General features: G+C 61.4%; 11 protein-coding genes, 1 tRNA gene and 1 pseudogene. 3 read left to right on the plus strand and 10 right to left on the minus strand.

What is annotated here, in order from left to right; genetic code table 11:
• Window positions 1-84: 84 nt before the first annotated feature.
• The 4 genes from AC1DXO_RS19355 to AC1DXO_RS19370 all read right to left on the minus strand — a co-directional run bounded on the left by AC1DXO_RS19355 (window position 85) and on the right by AC1DXO_RS19370 (window position 6,493).
• A complete protein-coding gene (locus AC1DXO_RS19355) occupies window positions 85-2,133 on the minus strand; it encodes a M13 family metallopeptidase (protein ID WP_476979822.1) in 2,049 nt (682 codons plus the stop codon).
• 410 nt (window positions 2,134-2,543) lie between these two features.
• Window positions 2,544-2,897 (minus strand): Hpt domain-containing protein, encoded by a 354-nt coding sequence (locus AC1DXO_RS19360; protein WP_476979823.1) that lies wholly within the window; start codon window positions 2,895-2,897, stop codon window positions 2,544-2,546.
• A gap of 114 nt (window positions 2,898-3,011) precedes the next feature.
• Window positions 3,012-4,784 carry an ABC transporter ATP-binding protein gene (locus AC1DXO_RS19365; protein WP_476979824.1) on the minus strand — a complete coding sequence of 591 codons (1,773 nt, stop codon included), beginning with the start codon at window positions 4,782-4,784 and terminating at the stop codon, window positions 3,012-3,014.
• Window positions 4,784-6,493 carry an ABC transporter ATP-binding protein gene (locus AC1DXO_RS19370; RefSeq protein WP_476979825.1) on the minus strand — a complete coding sequence of 570 codons (1,710 nt, stop codon included), beginning with the start codon at window positions 6,491-6,493 and terminating at the stop codon, window positions 4,784-4,786. The genes AC1DXO_RS19365 and AC1DXO_RS19370 overlap by 1 nt, the downstream gene beginning before the upstream one ends.
• 651 nt (window positions 6,494-7,144) lie before the next feature.
• Here AC1DXO_RS19370 and AC1DXO_RS19375 point away from each other — a divergent pair.
• A pseudogene (locus tag AC1DXO_RS19375) lies at window positions 7,145-7,405 on the plus strand (DnaB-like helicase N-terminal domain-containing protein); the annotation flags it as partial.
• A gap of 45 nt (window positions 7,406-7,450) precedes the next feature.
• Complete coding sequence (locus tag AC1DXO_RS19380) at window positions 7,451-8,647, plus strand: AAA family ATPase (protein ID WP_476979896.1); 1,197 nt, start codon at window positions 7,451-7,453, stop codon at window positions 8,645-8,647.
• 33 nt (window positions 8,648-8,680) lie between these two features.
• On the opposite strand, the gene AC1DXO_RS19385 is transcribed toward AC1DXO_RS19380, so the two are convergent.
• Together AC1DXO_RS19385 and AC1DXO_RS19390 are read right to left on the minus strand one after the other, a co-directional pair.
• Window positions 8,681-10,204, minus strand: a complete 1,524-nt coding sequence (locus AC1DXO_RS19385) for a glycosyltransferase family 39 protein (RefSeq protein ID WP_476979826.1) — start codon at window positions 10,202-10,204, stop codon at window positions 8,681-8,683.
• Window positions 10,205-10,482: 278 nt separating this feature from the next.
• A complete protein-coding gene (locus AC1DXO_RS19390) occupies window positions 10,483-10,788 on the minus strand; it encodes a hypothetical protein (RefSeq protein ID WP_476979827.1) in 306 nt (101 codons plus the stop codon).
• A gap of 143 nt (window positions 10,789-10,931) precedes the next feature.
• On the opposite strand from AC1DXO_RS19390, the gene AC1DXO_RS19395 reads away from it, so the two are divergent.
• Window positions 10,932-11,366 carry a hypothetical protein gene (locus AC1DXO_RS19395; protein WP_476979828.1) on the plus strand — a complete coding sequence of 145 codons (435 nt, stop codon included), beginning with the start codon at window positions 10,932-10,934 and terminating at the stop codon, window positions 11,364-11,366.
• 115 nt (window positions 11,367-11,481) lie between these two features.
• Here AC1DXO_RS19395 and AC1DXO_RS19400 read toward each other — a convergent pair whose 3' ends face one another.
• The 4 genes from AC1DXO_RS19400 to AC1DXO_RS19415 all read right to left on the minus strand — a co-directional run bounded on the left by AC1DXO_RS19400 (window position 11,482) and on the right by AC1DXO_RS19415 (window position 17,527).
• Entirely contained in the window at window positions 11,482-12,630 is a 1,149-nt protein-coding gene (locus tag AC1DXO_RS19400) for a PDZ domain-containing protein (RefSeq protein ID WP_476979829.1), read from the minus strand.
• 234 nt (window positions 12,631-12,864) lie between these two features.
• A complete protein-coding gene (locus AC1DXO_RS19405) occupies window positions 12,865-13,383 on the minus strand; it encodes a nuclear transport factor 2 family protein (RefSeq protein WP_476979830.1) in 519 nt (172 codons plus the stop codon).
• Window positions 13,384-13,550: 167 nt separating this feature from the next.
• Window positions 13,551-13,626, minus strand: a tRNA-Lys gene (locus AC1DXO_RS19410).
• Between the two features lie 328 nt (window positions 13,627-13,954).
• A complete protein-coding gene (locus AC1DXO_RS19415) occupies window positions 13,955-17,527 on the minus strand; it encodes an ABC transporter permease/M1 family aminopeptidase (RefSeq protein WP_476979831.1) in 3,573 nt (1,190 codons plus the stop codon).

The following is a 17,527-nucleotide window of genomic DNA, read 5'->3' on the forward strand; positions in this document are numbered from 1 at the left end:
CGGCGCTGATGATATCAGAATCCGGGCGGGCCTGCACAGGGTCAAGTTACAAAGCGGCAATGTTTCAGCCGTAACAACTGGCGCCTACCAGACCTTTACGCGGTCTTCCGGCTTCAGATACAGCTTGTCCTCGGGTTTGACATCGAAGGCGGCATACCAGGCATCGAGATTACGCACGGTGTCGCCGCGATATTCATGCAGGGCGTGGCCGTTGGTCAGGACACGCTGGCGCACGGCGGCTTCGCGCATCTTGATCCGCCAGCTCTGGGCAAAGGCCAGGAAGAAGCGCTGGTCGCCGGTCAGACCGTTCTTCACCGCGTCGGGCTTGCCGCCCAGCGACAGCATATAGGCGTCATGCGCCGCCGAAAGCCCAGCCACATCGGCGATATTCTCGCTCAACACCTGATGGCCGTTCAGGCACAGGTCGGTGAAGGGGCAATAGGCGTCATATTGTTTGGCCAGGGCCTCGCCCGCCGCCTGGAAATGCGCCAGGTCCTCCGGCGTCCACCAGTTGCTCAGCCGGCCTTCCGCGTCGAACTGAGCGCCCTGGTCGTCGAAACTGTGGCTGATCTCGTGGCCGATCACCGAACCGATGGCGCCGTAATTATAGGCGGCGTCGGCCTCGGCGTCGAAATAGGGTGGCTGCAGGATGGCGGCCGGGAAGTTCAGCGCATTGGCCATGGGCAGGTTGACGGCATCGACCGTCTGCGGCGTCATCACCCATTCGCCGTGGTCGGGCGTCTTCCCAAGCTTGGCCAGGCTGAGACGATAATTGTACAGTTCGGCGCGTTTGATATTGCCCAGTGCATCGCCGGGCTTCAATTCGAGGCCGGAATAGTCGGTCCACCTGTCCGGATAGCCGACCCCGACCCGCAGCGTGGCCAGCTTGGCCAGGGCCTTTTCCTTGGTAGCCGGCGACATCCAGGTCAGGTTCTCCATGCGCGTATGGTAGGCGGCGACCTCGGCATCGACCAGGGCCTGAATGCGCGCCTTAGCCTGGGGCGGGAAGTATTTCGCGACATAGATCTGTCCGACCTCTTCGCCGATGGCAAGGTTGGTGGCGTCCAGCGCCCGCTTCCAGCGCTCGCGAATCTGCGGCGTGCCGGTCAGGGTGCGGCCGTAAAAGGCGAAATTTTCGTCGGCATAGGCCTTGGGCAGGACAGCCGAATAGTGGTCGAGCAGGCGGACGGTCAGATAATCCTTCCACACGTCCAGCGGCTGGCTGGCCACCAGGGCCGAGATGCCGGTGATCGCCGACGGATGCCAGATGATAAACCTGGCCTGCCCGTCCAGCGACGCAGCGCGGAAATAGGCGTTCCAGTCCAGGCCCGGCGCCTTGCTGTCGAAATCGGCCCGCGTCCAGGGATTATTGGCCTTTTGCACGTCGATCGAATCGAGCCGGCTGGCATGGGTCCCGGCCATGGCCGTTTCCAGCGCCATGACCCGTGCCGCCTTGCCGTCGGCATCCGCAATACCGGCCAGGGTCAGCAACTTCGCGACATGCGCCTGATATTTCACCCGGAACTCGGCCATCTTGGGCGATGGATCGAGATAGTAGTCGCGATCCGGCATGCCCAGCCCGCCCTGCAGGAGATAGGGCACAACATGATCGGGGTCTTGGAAACCCTGCTGGGCCCACAGGCCGAAGATGTTGTCGGTATAAAAGTCTGTGGCGTTCAGCGAGTCGACATCGGCGCGCAAGGTGCCGCCCAGATAGGCCGACAACGACGTCCGGTCGCTGATGGCGTTGACGGCGTCGAAGTCGCCCTGCAACGGCGTCAGGCCACGCGCCTCGATCGTCGCGTCATCGAGATAGCTGGTATAGAAGAGGATGACGTCGCCCAGCGGCCCCGGGCCGACATCGTCACTGGCCGCCTGTTCGATCAGGTCGCGCACCTGCACGGCCGTCTTTTCGTTGAGCGTGGCGGCCGGACCGTAGCTAGATCGGTCGGCCGGTATCTCGGCCGTGGCGATCCAGGCGCCATTGGCATATTTGTAGAAGTCATCACCCGGCTTGATGGTCTTGTCGATTCCGGCCTGGTCGACATCGTGACGGGCCTCCTGGGCGAGAGTGGCGGTGGAAAAGCAAACGGCGAAAATAACAGCCAGGGCCGTGGTGCGGCGAAGGGACATGACGTCTACCTTGTACTTTTTAGGCGTGAGTGAGGCTCCTCCGCACAGTTCTAGCCGACACCCCACACGTCAAGTTACAAAGCGGCAATCTTGGGAGCCAAAGTCTTACTACACTACCAGTCCTCCACCGTAGCCCGCAGGGCGTTACGGGGGAGGTGGTGAGCAGCATGAAGGCCTCCAGGCCATAGGCCTGCGCCTTCATGCATGTCGAGACGGAGGGGGCGTCCTTACTTATTTGGCTTTTTTCGTTTGTTTTAATGGCATGTCTGAACCATTTGAAAAGGTTGAACTTTGCGCCAGAACGCCCCCTCCGTCGGCGACAAGCGCCGACACCTCCCCCGTAACGCTACGCTACGGTGGAGGACTGGCAGTTTGGTGCTTCAAAAAAGATTGGCGAATACGATAGGCGCTTAACCCCGCAACCCACGCAGTTGCAGCTCATGCAGATAGGCGCTGACGTCCATCAGCGCCGTCGCCATCGCGTCCTTGACCCTTTCGAGACGTCCGCCGGCGCCTTCGGCATCGCCCTTCTCGGCCTCCCCAGCCAGCTCCGCCAGCCGATTGGCGCCGATACCGGCGGCGGCCCCCTTCAAAGTGTGGGCGGCATCGCGCCAACCTTCGTGGCCGCTATCCAGCAAGGGCGCCCACAGATCGCACTGCTGCTGAAACAAGCGCAACACCTCTTCCATGACGACCGTGTCGTTCAGGGTATAGGCTTCCAGATGGGCGAAATCGACCGCGCCCGTAACGTCCCGCAATGCCATATCCGTCTCCGACTCGCCTGATTGCCAGCCTTTTCATAACCTGATTTTACCACCCTGCCACAGCCGAAAAACGCAACAAGATACGCCCCATTCCGCCGCCGGCTCGAACACCCCCTACGAGGTGCGTTCGTGGCCCAGCAACATGTCCATGGCGCGCGCCATCGACCCCGCTGCGGTCACAGCGCCCCCGCCGACGAAGAAGATTTCGTCGGCGTTCTGGATCGTGTTCAGCCGGTGGGCGATAATCACCTTGGTGGTGGTCTCCGGCAGCCTGGCCAGAACGTCTTCGAGCATCTGCTCGGTGACAGTATCGATATTGGCGGTGGCTTCGTCCAGGATCAGAATCTCCGGCGCGCGCATCACAGCCCGCAGGAAGGCCACCAACTGCTTCTGGCCGAGCGACAGGCCGTCGCCCGCGCCCTTGACCGGTGTCTCGAGACCACTTTCGCCGAACCGCGCCAGGAAGCCCGACAGCCCAAGGGCTTTCATGCGTTCCACCAGGGCCTCCGCGCCGAGGCCGCCGAGATCCGGGTGGCCGTAGACGATATTGTCACGGACCGTGCCGGATATCAGGAACGGATCCTGCAGGATAAAGCCGATTTTCGAAGCCCGCTCGGCAGCGGTGAAGGTGCGAATGTCGCGCCCGTCCAGATACACCGTGCCCTGGGTCGGATCGTAAAGCCGCGCCATCAACATGGCGGTCGTGGTCTTGCCGCCACCCGTCGGTCCCACCAGGGCATAGGTGCGGCCGCGCTCAAGCGTCAGGTTGACGCATTCCAACACCGACTTGCCAGCCGCATAGGCGAAGCCGACGTCTTCGAAGGCCAGAAGCGCTCCGGGCTGCGTCGCGGCCTTCGCGGCGGACTGCGGAATCTCCACGAGGTTGGTCTCCAGCTTCAGCACCTCGGATACCCGGTCCATCGCGGCCATCATGGTCTGCAGGCTGGACCACACCGTCGCCAGCTGGCGCAGCGGGTCATAGAAGGCCGCTACATACAGCAGGTAGCCGACCAGCAGGCCCACGCTGAGCTGGCCGTGAAGGATAAGCCAGACGCCGAGCCCCAGCACCAGGATGGCTCCGGCACTCCCCGCCAGCGTATACAGCGGGGCGAACAGGCCCGACGCCACGCCCGACGTCACCGAGGCGCGGTAGTTGCGCTGATTGGCGGCGTCCAGCTTCTCGCGAAAATAGTCGACCCGGTTGAAGGCCACGATCACCTGGAAGTTGGCCAGGCTCTCCGAGATATCGCCGGACAGCGCCCCCAGGCTCTCCAGGCTCTTGCGGTTGGCGCCCTTCACCCATGGCGACATGAGCTGGGTGATGACCAGCATGGCCACCGCCGGGACGAGCGCGACCAGCCCCATCCGCCAGTTGAGGACCAGCAAAAGTATCCCCGCCCCCAGGACCCGGAACAGGCTGCCGAACATCTGCATCAGCGCCTGGGAAAAGAACTGGTTGATCTTGTCGGTGTCGCTGTTCACCCGCGAGATCAGGTCGCCGGCGCGGTTCTGGGCGAAGAAGGCAATGGGCAGGCGCGACAGCTTGTCGAACAGGCGGCCGCGCAGCTTGAACAGCACATTACGCCCGACCGTGCCCATGCGCAGTGTCTGCACATACTGGGCCGCCAGCCCCACGAGATAGACGACCGCGAGCACGCCGGCATAGCGTAGCAGCAGGCCGTACTCGCCGTGTTTGATGGCCGTGTCGATGATGCGCGCCGTCACCACCGGCCCAAGGAGGTTGGCAGCGGTGCTGACGATCACGCAGGCCACGGCGACAACGATGTGGCTGCGTTCGTCGCCCAGCAGGGGCTTCAACGCCCGCCAGGCCGAGCCCAGGGTCTCGCGGGTCTCGCCGGCCGCGGCGGCTTTGAGAGCATAGTCCATCACACCACCTCGTAGCTTTCCGTCGAGCGCTGCGAGCGCAGGATCTGGCCGTATTCCGGGCTGGAATGGGCCAGTTCGTCGTGCGTGCCGACGGCCAGCACCTCGCCCTCCATCAACAGCACGATCTGGTCGAAGTCCTCGACCGGCGCGATCTTCTGGGTGATCGAGATCAGCGTCAGGTCGGGATAGTTCCGCCGCACATTGGCCAGGATGCGCGCTTCGGTCGTCACGTCGACCCGGGCGGTGAAATCGTCGAGAAACAGCACCCTGGGGTTCAGCGCCAGGGCGCGCGCCAGCATGATCCTCTGCTTCTGGCCGCCCGACAGCGACAGGCCGCGCTCAGCGGCCACCGTCTCCAGCCCCTGCGGTAGTCCGGCGATGAAGGCGTGCAGTTCCGCCGTCTCGATCGCCCGGTTCAGCTGCGCCTCGTCAACCTTGCTGTTGAAGGCGATGTTTTCGCGTAAGGACAGGTTGAACAGTTGCGAGTCCTGGAAGACAAAGGCGATCTGGGCATAGAGGCTCTCACGTGTATAGTCGTCGATCGAACGCCCGTCGTAGAGCACCTGTCCCGAGGTCGGCGACAGCAGGCCGGTCATCGCATACAGAAGCTGCGACTTGCCCGCCGCCGTCGGGCCGACAATCGCCGTGCGCGAGCGCGGCGCGATTTTGAACGACGCGCCTTTCAGCACCTGGCGCTCGCCATAGGCCAGGACGAGGTCCTTCACCTCAACGGCGCCGGTCAGCGGCAGGGCCGTTTCACCCCGGGCCGGCGGCGGTGGCGCGTTCAGGACTCCGCCAATACGCATGTACGAGGCCCGGGCCTGGCTGATCGACATGGAGGTGAAGCCGATGACGATGATCGGGAAGACCAGTATCGTCAGATAGGACAGGAAGGCCGACAGCTGGCCGATGGTCATCGCGCCGGTGATGACGAAATGACCGCCCAGGCTGAGGATGATCAGGACGGCCACATTGGCCAGGAAGGTGATCATCGGGATCATCGAAGCGAACTGGCGCAGGATCTTCATGCCGATGGCGCGCGAGCTCTCGGCCGCCTCGGTGAAACGCGCCGTCTCGCGCGCCTCGGTATGGACGAGGCGGATCAGCGGGGCGCCGACAATCGTCTCGGTCAGCACGCGGTTCATGACGTCAACCATGCCCTGGATCTGGCCGAACAGCTTGCCCACCCGTCTGATGATCACGAAGAAACTCGCCGCGATCAGGGGCAGCACGGCCAGCACCGGCAGGGCCAGCTTCCAGTTCAGCCACAGCAGAAGGGCGCTGGCGCCGATGATCACGGACACCGAGGAGATCAGGGTCGGCGCGGCCTGGGCAACAAAGCCCTTGATGGCGTCGATATCGGAGGTGAAATTGGTCAGCAGCTTGGCCGGCGTCATCGTCTCGACGGCGGAATAGGTCTGTTGCGAGACCACGCCGGCCATCTGCGTGCGCAGGTCGCGCGCGACGCGTTCGGAGGCTATGGTCTGTACGACGTTTTGCAGATTGCCGAACACGAAGGTGCCAAGCGCCAGCGCCGTCAGCGCCATCAGGGACGTAGTGAGGTCAAGGTGGCCGGCGGTGAAGGCGTCGATCGCGTCGGCGGCCACTTTCGGCACGGCCAGGTTCAGGGCATTGCCCGCCGCGGTCAGGACAACCATTATGGCCATCTGACCCTTATAGGGCTTGAGCAAGGGCCAAAGGCTGGGCATAGGCGGCCGCTGGGGCTTCGGCGGATGTTTCGGCGCGTCGACCAAGATCGTTTCCCCGTTCTTGCGCGCGCGAGTCGAGGTGCGCGCCTGTGAGAAGTTGGCGCGGAAGCTAGTTCAAGCCGGCCCGGCAGACCAGTCCTGAAAATAAATAGTTCGGCTCTATGTGACGCGGGCCCATGTCATGGCCCGATCTCCCCTTGCCAGGCCTGCCAATCCGGCGTCACAGCGTCACGAAATATCAGATGTGACGGCCCGTGACGCCCTGCCCTTGCCGACACCCCGAAGCGTCACAACGGTCACACGCCCCCTATAGGGGTGTGACCGTTGTGACGCTGTGACGGGACCATCAAAAATATTTCGGTCTTAAGGGCGTTAAACTGGACAAGTTGCGTGTTATCTCTGCCTGACCGTCCAGCGCAGGCCTAGGTTATCGAAAGCGATAATCCCGCGTAGCCATGAGCGCTCCGCGCCCCTCCCCCCAAGGACCGACCTGCTAAAACCTCCTCTTCCCGCCTGCGGGGAGAGGGTGGCGCGAAGCGCCGGGTGAGGGGCATTCCAATGTCAAAACAGCCTCTGCGATCGTGCAGACCTGAGCTCCCGCTGTCGGCGATGAAGAGTTTCCCGCCGTAGAGGCAATCAACCGTCGAGGTCGAGCAGGCCCTGTGCGGGGCCTGCCTCAACATTCCGGCCGCCGTCAACAACGCCCACGGCGTCACGGCCGACCACTTCGCCTCGCCTGTGCTTGGCCGGATGTGGCACCTGATCCAGGACCTGGCCCTGACCGGCGGCGACATCGCTCCCTCGGTCGTCGTATCGCGCCTGAAGGCCGATCCGGAGTTCGCGTCCATGGGCGGCAAGGGCTATCTCGCCGACCTTATCGACAAGGCGCCACCGGCCAATACGGTCCCCACCCTGGCGGCGGAATTGATCGAGATATGGAAGGCCCGGCAGGGTGCTTTGCTCGGTGACCAGATGGTGCGCGAACTGGCCAAGGGCGGACCGGTCGGCCATGTCCTGGCCCATTACGGCGCCGAACTGGACAAGATCCAATCGCTCGACACTAAAACCTCACGCTACAATCCCGAGCCCTTCGCTGCGGTGGCACCCGTGGCGTCGCCCTGGCTGATCAAGGGCGTCCTGCCGTCGAAAGGCGTCGGCTTTATCGTCGGCCAGACCAAGGCCGGCAAGAGCTTCCTGGCGCTCGATACCTGCCTGCGCCTGGCGGCGGGCGCACCGAAGATCTTCGGCGCAAAGGCCAGACGCGCCGGCGTTGTCTATATCGCAGGCGAGGACGACAACGGCTGCCGCGCCCGCGTTCTGGCCTGGCGCCGGAAACACCACCGCGCCACGCCCATGCCGTTCGAGCTGATCGGCCAGGGGCTGAACCTGCTCGACCCTTCCGCCGTGCACGATCTGAAAAAGGCGCTGCACGCCGCGTCCGATCGCTTTGGTGCGATCGGCTCCCATCTGGGCGTTGTGGTGATCGATACCCTGTCACGCTGCGCACCGGGGGCCGATGAGAACAGCTCCGCCGACATGTCGCGCGCCTTCCACGCCCTGGAAGACGTGGCTCGCTCGACCGGGGCGCTGGTCCTGGTGGTCGCCCACTTCGGCAAGGCCGGCGCCGACAAGGGTATCCGCGGCTGGTCCGGCCTCGACGCCAATTCGGACGCCACCCTGACCGTGGAACGCTCGACCGACGATGACGGTCTGCGCGTTGTCACCTTTGCCAAGGTCAAGAACGGCATCGATGGCGGCCAGGTCGCGTTTCGGCTGGAAGAGGTCGGGCTGGGTATGGTCGATGACGACGGCGATGAGCTGACCTCGTGTGTCGTGGCCTTTGAACCGGTGTCGGACAGGCCTGAGCGGCAGAAGCGGTCACGGTCTCTGAAACCGCCCGAAGCGCTGGTTTTGACCGCCGTCAGTTATGTGACCGACCACGAAAAGACGCTCCCCCTCCCCGCCACCATCGAAGGCCAAAAACCGTGGATGAAGGCTGTGACCCGGGAGCAGGTTCGGCTGAAATCCCTGGCCATGGGCCTGGCGGAAGACACCAAATCCAGCGCCGCCAGGATGCGCTTTTCCCGTGCCCTGGAAGGCCTTTGCGCTGCCCGCAAGCTCAGGATCGAAGGCGACCTGCTGTGGCTGATCTAGGGTCACGTGTCTGACGCGTTATGTTCGTTGGGCCTATTGGTAGTGCTTCGTCTCGGGCCAATAGGTCCCGAGAGGGGGCTTCATGTCGCGTAATACGTAGATGGGCTGGTCCGTTTCGTATGGCATGGCATACGGACTATCGGTCCGTCCGGCGAGAACGACCGAGCCAAACAGGCTGGCATATTGCGACGGGGTGCCGCCGATGATGATCACAACGCTACCGTCATGCCCGCGCGGTCCCCAAAGGTGATAATTGTTGTGACCGCTGACGGCCGGCGGCAGGCCCAAACGTTTTCCATAGACGTCGATGGCGGCGGCCTCGCCGTAATTGGAGCCGAAGAACACCGCCCTGGCGCGATCTTGCGGCGGCAGCGACCAATAGACCTTGGCGACCTTCTCCGCCATTTCAGGCCAGCCATGCATATCGGCAAAGAGCTGCGGCAGCTTTCCCTGCGCCTGGTTCTCGCCTGCGGTGGAGGATGCCGACATGCCCAGCGCGGTGGAGTAGCGGATGAACGCTTCTTCGGACATGACTGGAAGGGCGAACGGCGTACTCACGGCGCCGGAAATCGCGATCGCCACGAGAGCGCCGCCGCGCACAACCGCATTAACTATCCAGCCTTCGATCGCTATCGCGCCCATCGCCAGAAGGACCGGATAGATCGATGTGAGGTAAGACGATTTGCCGTGGTTGACGACGAAAAACGCGAACAGCAGGACATAGGCGATGGGCAGGGCGCGGAAAGCCGCAAAGCTGGGCTTACGTAATCCCATCCACAGACCTGAAAGCCAAACCGGCGCCGCCAAAGGCCCCATCAGGATGAGTTGCTGCGTAAAGTAGCTCCACGGCGACAGTGCAATGTTCTTGCCGTTCACGCCGGCCTTGCCCAATTCGATAAAGGGCCAATCGTGGGATTGCTGCCAAAGAATGTTGGGAAGCACGATAACCGCGGCAAGCGCCGCGCCGGCATAAACCCATGGCTTGAGCAGGGAGGTGCGAAGCGGGGTCGCCAACAGTCCGATGGCCAGTGCCACCACATAGAAGGCCATCATGTACTTACTGAGCAAGCTGAACCCGACAACGACGCCGAACGCCAACCACCATCGCTGGTCGCGGGTCTGCTCCAAACGCACCAAAATCCAGGCGCAGGCCAGCCAGGTGATGGGCTGGAAGGTGTCCGTGGTGAAGATCATGCCCATGGCCAGGAATAGCGGTGCCAAGGCCGTGCAAAGTCCTGCGAGCCATTGGGCATAACGCCCGCCACCGGCCACGCGGACAAACTCGGCTGTCATCGCCACGGTCGCCGACAGGGCCAGCGCAGGTATCAAGCGGAAGCCGATCAGCCAATCTCCCGCCAGCGCGTAAGACCAGGCCGCGAGCATCGGCACGAGCGGCGGCTGATCGACATAGCCCCAGGCCAGCCTCTGCCCACAGACGATGAAGTACAGTTCGTCACGTGAAATGCCGTAGCCGGTATTGAAAAACAGATGGACGAGCAACGTGAGTCCGCCCAGCACCAGCGAAGGGCGCAACCACTTTTCATATGGGACCAGCATCGGTCTCCCCTTTCGCGCGTGCAGCCATATCTGGGAGGGTTGGGTCTATATCCTTTGGTACAATGAGAAGCGCATCAAAATATCCCTTGGCGCGTCAGCCCAGTCGAATATCGAAAAAGTCCTGGCCTTAGCACTTAAACCCGTCCAACTTTTTATCCCCCGTGGCCGAAGCTTTCATCAGGTCCGCCTCCGAAGATATATGGCGTGAACGAGACACGCAAGGCTCTGTCACAGGGTAATCGCCAGCCAAGACATACAGGGCGCTTACAATATTGCCCCTATATTACAACTTCATTGTTGATTAGAGCCAATATTTTACCGTCTTCAAATTCCTTTTTAATAAAAAACACAACTTCTCCGACTAAATCAGCAACACTCTTATCATTTAAAGTTATTACAAACCGACATGTTGGGAAAAAATTATGCTCGAGAGCAATTTCCAGCCCAGTCTCACTGATGTCCAAAACCTCTGACAGTAAAAATTTTCCCATATAGACCATGTCATAGGATATTCTAATTCCATTTAATTTTACCTCAACACTTTCTTTCGATTCGGACGTGTAGAGAGATACGAATACAGACATGGCTAATTTCCAAATATATTACGATCAAAAGGGGGGGAGACATTTTCAGAATAGTTCAGGAACCATCGTCGTGCTATTTCGACATTCCTTAACATGTCGCCGAAGTCTTGCGTCTTGTAAAATCGCGTGACGCAGGAGCCTGCATGAAACCCTTCGACCGCAGCAATATCGCCCGTAATCTGATCGGCCATGGTCTGGTTTTCGCCGGCATCGGGCTGATCGTCTGGCTGTTCTGGCACATCGACGGCACACTCGGCAGATATCTACCAGAAACGCCAGACGGCGACGGCGTCATTGTTCACGCCCGACACGCCTTCCTGGCCACGAACCTGGCGGTTCCGGCCCTGTGGCGGATCGTGCCGCCGGCGCTGGTCCTGGTTCTGGCCGGGGCCTTCATCATGCCCAAAAAGGATATCCGGATGCGTACGGGCGGCCTGCAGCCACGCGTCAGTTTTGCGCTGGATGATCCGTACCGGCTGGCCAATGCCGGGCGGCTGCTGGGCGGCCTCATCGTCGGCGGGTTTAGTTGGGCGTTCAGCGACGCGGTCGTCAATGCCATCGCCGTCTCGGCCCGCTAAGCCACAATCCCGGAATAGCACGTCTGTAACCCTGACTTCCCTGGCTCGTGTCCGCATTAACGAGTCTGCTCCCTTAAACTGGAATTCCCAGTCGCTGACTTGCCTTGTGGCTGCATTACTGTGACTTGGCGGGCGTCCGTAGCGGCAGCGGCTCCAGGGGGCGCGCCGTCGCCATCACAACAATGTCAATCGCCTTGGCGTTGCGCTCTACGCCGAAGACAAGTTTGTCTCCGGCGTGCGCCTTCGCAAGGCCCCCTGTCAGATCGACGGCGACGCGCACCGGTGCGCCGTTGAAAGCGCGAATGATGTCGCCGGGACGCAGGCCGCCTCGCACGCCGGCCTGGTCGGGCGCCAGTTCAGCGACATAGACGCCGTCGCGGCTCTTGAGGTTCAGTGCAGCGACGATGTCGTCGTTGATTGGAATGATGCTTAATCCGATGTAGGCCCGCTGTTGCTCCAGATTCGCGCCAGGCGCCACGCCGCTGGGGTGCACGGCCGTGTCAATGACTGGGGGCGGCAAAGCCGGCGCTTTAGTCTGCCGTTTCAATGCAACGCGACTTCCCGCGTGGGCCGCCCTTGCATACCAGGTTGAGGCTGCAATTAAATCGAGCCTGACGCCGCGGCCGCTTTCGAAGCTCTGGCCGACCTCGAACTGCGCCTGGGCAATAGACGCCGGTTTCATCCCTCGCGCCAGTTGGGTAAGCGTCTGCGCGATCGCGGCGTCTTCGTTCTTGCCATTATCCCGTGCCAGTGTCAGGCATATGTAGGCCTTGACGGGGTCAATTCGAACGCCGCGTCCTTCTATATACATCTGACCGAGCGTGTACTGGGAGATGTAGTCGCCGCCTGTGGCCGCTTTATCGAGCCATTCGGCCGCTTTGGCATCGTCGGCGGGTACACCATCGCCGGTAAGGTGGAAAATGCCCATGACAGACTGCGCACGGGGCGATCCCAGGTCGGCAGCCTTCTGGAACCAATGCGCCGCTTCCGCGTTGTCCCGGGTGGTGATCTTGCCATTCCAGAATATCTGCCCCAGGGTAAGTTGCGCCCGCACATCGCCCGCCTCCGCCAGTGGTCGCAGCAGTTGCACCGCTTTTTCGCCGTCACCGGCTGCCGCGGCCGCGAACGCGGCATCTAATTGAGGATTTTCCGTGCGCGGTTGAATGACAGGGATGGTGGCGAGTATGGGCGGGGGCGAGTCGACGGCCAACGCCGGTGCGGCCGCGGCGAACATGGCACAAATCAAGATGGACGCAAATCGCATCAGAGCCCTCCCAAACTGACGCTCAAACCTGATTTCTCAGCCAGCTATGTCCGTAATTATAGAATTGGTAACCCCCACTTGTCACCCGCGGAAAAAGGATAACTTCGGTGACATGGCTGGCCAATGCTGGGCGCCCTGGTCATCGTCGGGTTCAACTGGGCGTTCAGCGACGCGGTCGTCAATGCCATCGCCGTCTCGGCCCGCTGAGCCCCAATCCCGGAACAGTGCTCCTCGCTATTGCGCCGGCATTGTCTTCGCGTCGCGCTCCCAACTGGACACGTGATCGTAGCTGATGACGCGCGCCAGTTTGTAGGTGTCGCCATCCTTACGCCATAGCATGACGAACCTGCCGTCCCCATTGGTCGCCGGCGCGCAGACAGGTGTTTCCACCAAATTGCAGAAGGTGTGCTGACCGACTTCCATGGCGCCATAGTTGGCCAGGGGATAAACCTCGAAGGTCTGCTGGACAAGTTCACGTCGTACCTTGTGGCAGAGGTTCTTTTCGGTCGCGGACACGAGCGACGCCTTGCCGGTGCTTAAGCCCGACTTATCGTGATAAAACTCAATGTCGTCGGCGATCAGAGCAGAAAAGGCAGCAATGTCGCATGCGTTCGACGCGCCAAACAAACTGAGGTCCAGACCAAGGATCGTCTGGTAGAGAGGGTCTGTCTTTGGCAGGCCTTCCGCCGCAGCCGGATTAGCCATCAGGACAACAGCGCTGGTCGTTATTGCGGCAAGCAGTCTGCGTATCATGTTCCGTTCCTTTTCCTATGGCCAATAACCTGGCATAGGTGCGGTCGGCTAACGGCGTCAGGCAAGTTAATTCGATTTCACAAAGTCCGGCCTTGCCCACACGGCATCACGGGATCAGAGCCCAAACGGGCTAAATCGACAGCCTATTGAAAAACAGGAAAAGAAAATGGTGGGTGGGCACGGACTCGAACCGTGGACCCGCTGATTAAGAGTCAGCTGCTCTACCAACTGAGCTACACACCCGAACCATTTCGTAACGCACCGGTCTTGGTAGCCCCGGCGGTGAGGCGCGGAACATAGCCATTTTTATCGGCGTTTCAAGCGCTAAATACGGTTTACGGCGTTTTTTACAGGAAGGCAGGTTTGAAGAAGAAAAGGCGTAGAATTATGCCAACTACCGTCGAAAGAAAGTGCCCCGCCCGGCGCTTCGCGCCACCCTCCCCGTAAACGGGGTGGGCAAAGATAGGTCGAACATTGCCGGCGATCGCTTTATCCATAGGCCGACGGCGTCGCTCGCCACGGTGCCCAGCCTCCTCGTGAACGGGGTGGGCAAAGACAGGTCAGGCGTCCCTCAACTTACCGGCAGGACATTGTCATCGGAGTCGCGGTCGATCCATGTGTTGTACGGATCGACACCGACAAAGGTCGGCTTGCGGTCGACCGTCACGGTCACTGTCTGGACACCGCTGTGGATCGTCTGACGGGCCAGGGAGATGACGTCGCGGGCATTGAACTTGCCTTCGCCTGGCTTCGCGGTGAACAGGCCGATATCGACCGGCTCGTTGAACGGACTGTCGGTTTCCTTGCCCTTGCCGCCCGAATAGGCCTTGTGCGCCTCAACCGTAAAGGTGACATCGAACCGGCCGTCCTTACGTTTGACGACCTTGGCGTCGCGAGCGCGCAGGTCGACCACGGTGATCTTTTCGAACAGGTCGGTGATCAGCGCCTGGTCCTCCGGCCGGGCCTGGGCGCGCAGGGCGGCGACCAGGTCAAGCGAGGTCGGGTAAGGCGCGCCCTTGAAGGCATGATCGGCCAGCAGAGTGCGCAGGGCGGCATTCACCTTGTCCTCGCCCAGCCGGTCCTTCAGCAGGTACATGACCAGCGAGCCCTTGTTGTAATAGATATATTGCTGATGCTGCACGCGATACAGCGGCATTTCCTCATCGGAATCGAGCTGGCGGTTAAGCAGGTAGGTGTCGAGCTCGAACTTCAGGAAGCGGCGGATCTTGTCGCGGCCATACAGCTTTTCCATCACCATCAGGGCCGAATATTGCGCCAGGGTTTCGGACAGCGATTCCGAGCCCTGTTTGTCGGCGCCGGCGATCTGGTGCGCCCACCACTGGTGGCCGATTTCATGGGCCGTCACATAGGTGGTGTAGTCGATCTTGTCCGCATTGCGGACGTCGGCAATGAACCCGATGCCTTCCGAATAGGGAATGGTATTGGCGAACGACTGGGCGAAGGTCGCATAGGCCGGGAATTCCTGGATGCGCGCCTGGCGGAACTGGTACGGCGAGAAATTGGCCTGGTAGTAGTCAAGCGACGCCCCCATGGCGGACAGCATGCGATCGACATTGTAAGGGTGCTGGGCATCGTAATAGACGGTCAGATCGATATCGCCGTGCTTGACGTGCTTTTCCTGGTAGTGTGCAGATTGCACCGAGAAGAAGTTGAGGATCGGTGCCTCGGACACGAAACGCGCCGTGCGGCGGCCATCCTTCGTCACGTCCGATGTCTTGTAACCGGGCGCCACCGGCGTCTGGTCAGCCACGGTCGAGACCGTGATGTCCGACAGCGTCCAGTCGGCGCCGATATAGTTGCGCTCGAGCCCTGCCGGGCCTTCCAGGGTGTTCATGCGTTTCAGCGGCGGCAGCTTGTACTTGCGGCGCAGGCGCTTGTCCTGCATGGCCTGGGCATCGGGAATGCCGATGCGCGGCGCGAACTCGAAATTGCTGACAAAGGTGCCATTATCGACAATGCGGGTGGTGATGCCGTCATTGCCGAAGCCCTTTTGCGCCAGCGATGCCTCGAAGCTGAGCAGGCGCTTTTCTCCCGGCGCCATCGGCCGGTCGAAAACGAATTTGCGCACGCCGTAATTGTACCACACCTTCACCTGGTGGGCGCCATCAATGGCGAGCTTGCCGTAACCCAGTTCCGCCGGCGAGGCGAGATAGACCTGGGTGATAGGCGCCGTGGTCTTGTTCTCCAGGACGTAGCTGCCCTGGGACGCCAGGCGCAGGTCGTGCGGATAGAGGTCGACCTTCAGCTTGACTTCGTCGATGCTGGGCACGGGCTGGCCGGCCACCTTGGCAAAGATCTTTTCGAACGCGACCTGGTCCTTTTCACCCTGTTTCTGGGTCGTGTAGACGTTCAGGACATTGGTGTTGTAGAAGATATAGCCGCCCAGAGCGACGAAGACCACCGCGGCCGCCGCCAGGATTACTCCGGCCGGCCCTTTCAGTCGCGCCGACGCCAGTTTCAGCCGCGCCATCATGCCCGACGCCACGCCGCGGCGCCACAGCAGGTGCGCCACGACGAGCAGCATCACAACGAAGGCCGTCCAGTACAGCTTGAACATCAGCCAGCCGATCCAGAACTGGCCGAGATTGTTCATGTCGGAGGTGAGCAAGGACGGGCCGCTGCCGTACAGGTAAAGATGGTGATTGAGGCCCAACTGGTTCGCGACGATGGTCAGTATCTGGTAGACGACCATGAAGGCCCAGCCGGCAAACTTGTTGGGTGACAGCGACTGGACGAAGATGGCCAATATGCCCATCAGGCTGAACGAAGCCCCCATGGGCAGGACGTACCACAACAGGTATTTGCCGAGCTCGAAATTGGTGTAGCCCTTGGCGGTCTGAACGACCATGTCGGCAACGACCGAGACCAACAGGGTCGAGACCAGGACGATGATCAGGGCCAGGGCCTTCGGCACCAGATGGGCCCAGTTGGGAATGGCTGTGGAGTCGATGATCTCGTGGATGCGGCGGCCACGTTCGCGCCAGACCAGTTCGCCGCTGTAGAAGATGGCGACGATCATGGCGAACAGGGCGAAGCCGCTGCTCACCACCGACGCCATGACGCGCGTTACCGGATAGACGGCCGTGCCGTAGATCTGGTCGGCGCTGAAGGTCAACAGGACGGTCAGGGCGATGGCCAGCAGCATCAGGATGAAATAGACCGGGCCGGTAAAGACCTGGGCCGCCTCGAACCGCGTGCGCTTGACCAATATGGCCAGGTCGCTGGCCAAGCCGAAGCGCGGCGAGGCCAGCGGGCCGGTGATCGGGCGGTTGGAAGTCACCTCCGCCTTCTGCTTCAGCTTCATCGCCTTGCTGGCCTTGATGCCCACGGCGTCGAAGCGCAGCATGGCCCGCGTCAGAAAGACCAGGCCAATGCCGAGCGCCGCATACAGCAGGCGATTCCACAGGATAACACCGATGAGCGGTGGCAGCTTGGTATTGCTCTCTTCGGCCGTCCAGTAGCGCGCAACCTTTGATATGGCGCCACCGCCGAACGGATCGAGCCAGGCATAGAGGTCCCGGGCGAATTCGCTTTTGCCGGCAAACGCGCTCAGCGTCATATAGATGACCAGCAAGGCGACAGCCGTCAGATAGCTGCCCATCATCGACTTGGTGAGCGTCGCGGCGCTGGAAAACACCGCCACCAGGAACAGCACCGTCGGCAGGGCGACGACGAAGTAGGGCCAGGCGTAGTAGGCGATATTGACGGGGCCCAGCGTCTCCTTGTCGATCCACGGCATCAATGTGCCGATCAGCACGCCCAAGGGCACCGACAGCAGGCACAGGGCGCAGACCAGGAAGGCACCAATCGTCCGGCCGAAGACATAGTCCGACTTGCTCATGCGCGTGGTGTAGAGCAAGGGTCCGAAGGCCGTTTCCTGGTCGCGGATGACGATATTGGCGCCAAACGCCGTCGTCACGAACATGAAGAAGGTGGTCAGGGCCGACAGGGCGACGATGATGGTGATCGGCGCATTCTTGTGCACATTGGCGCCGGCGGCGATGCTGATCTGCGGCGTCGCCATCATGGCGAAGCCGAGCAGCAGGAAGATGATGAACGACACCCAGAAGGTCGGACTTCTGAGCTGATAGCCGAGTTCGAATCCGACGATGGATTTCAACAT

This window comes from Asticcacaulis sp. P2_C5 (assembly GCF_056404555.1).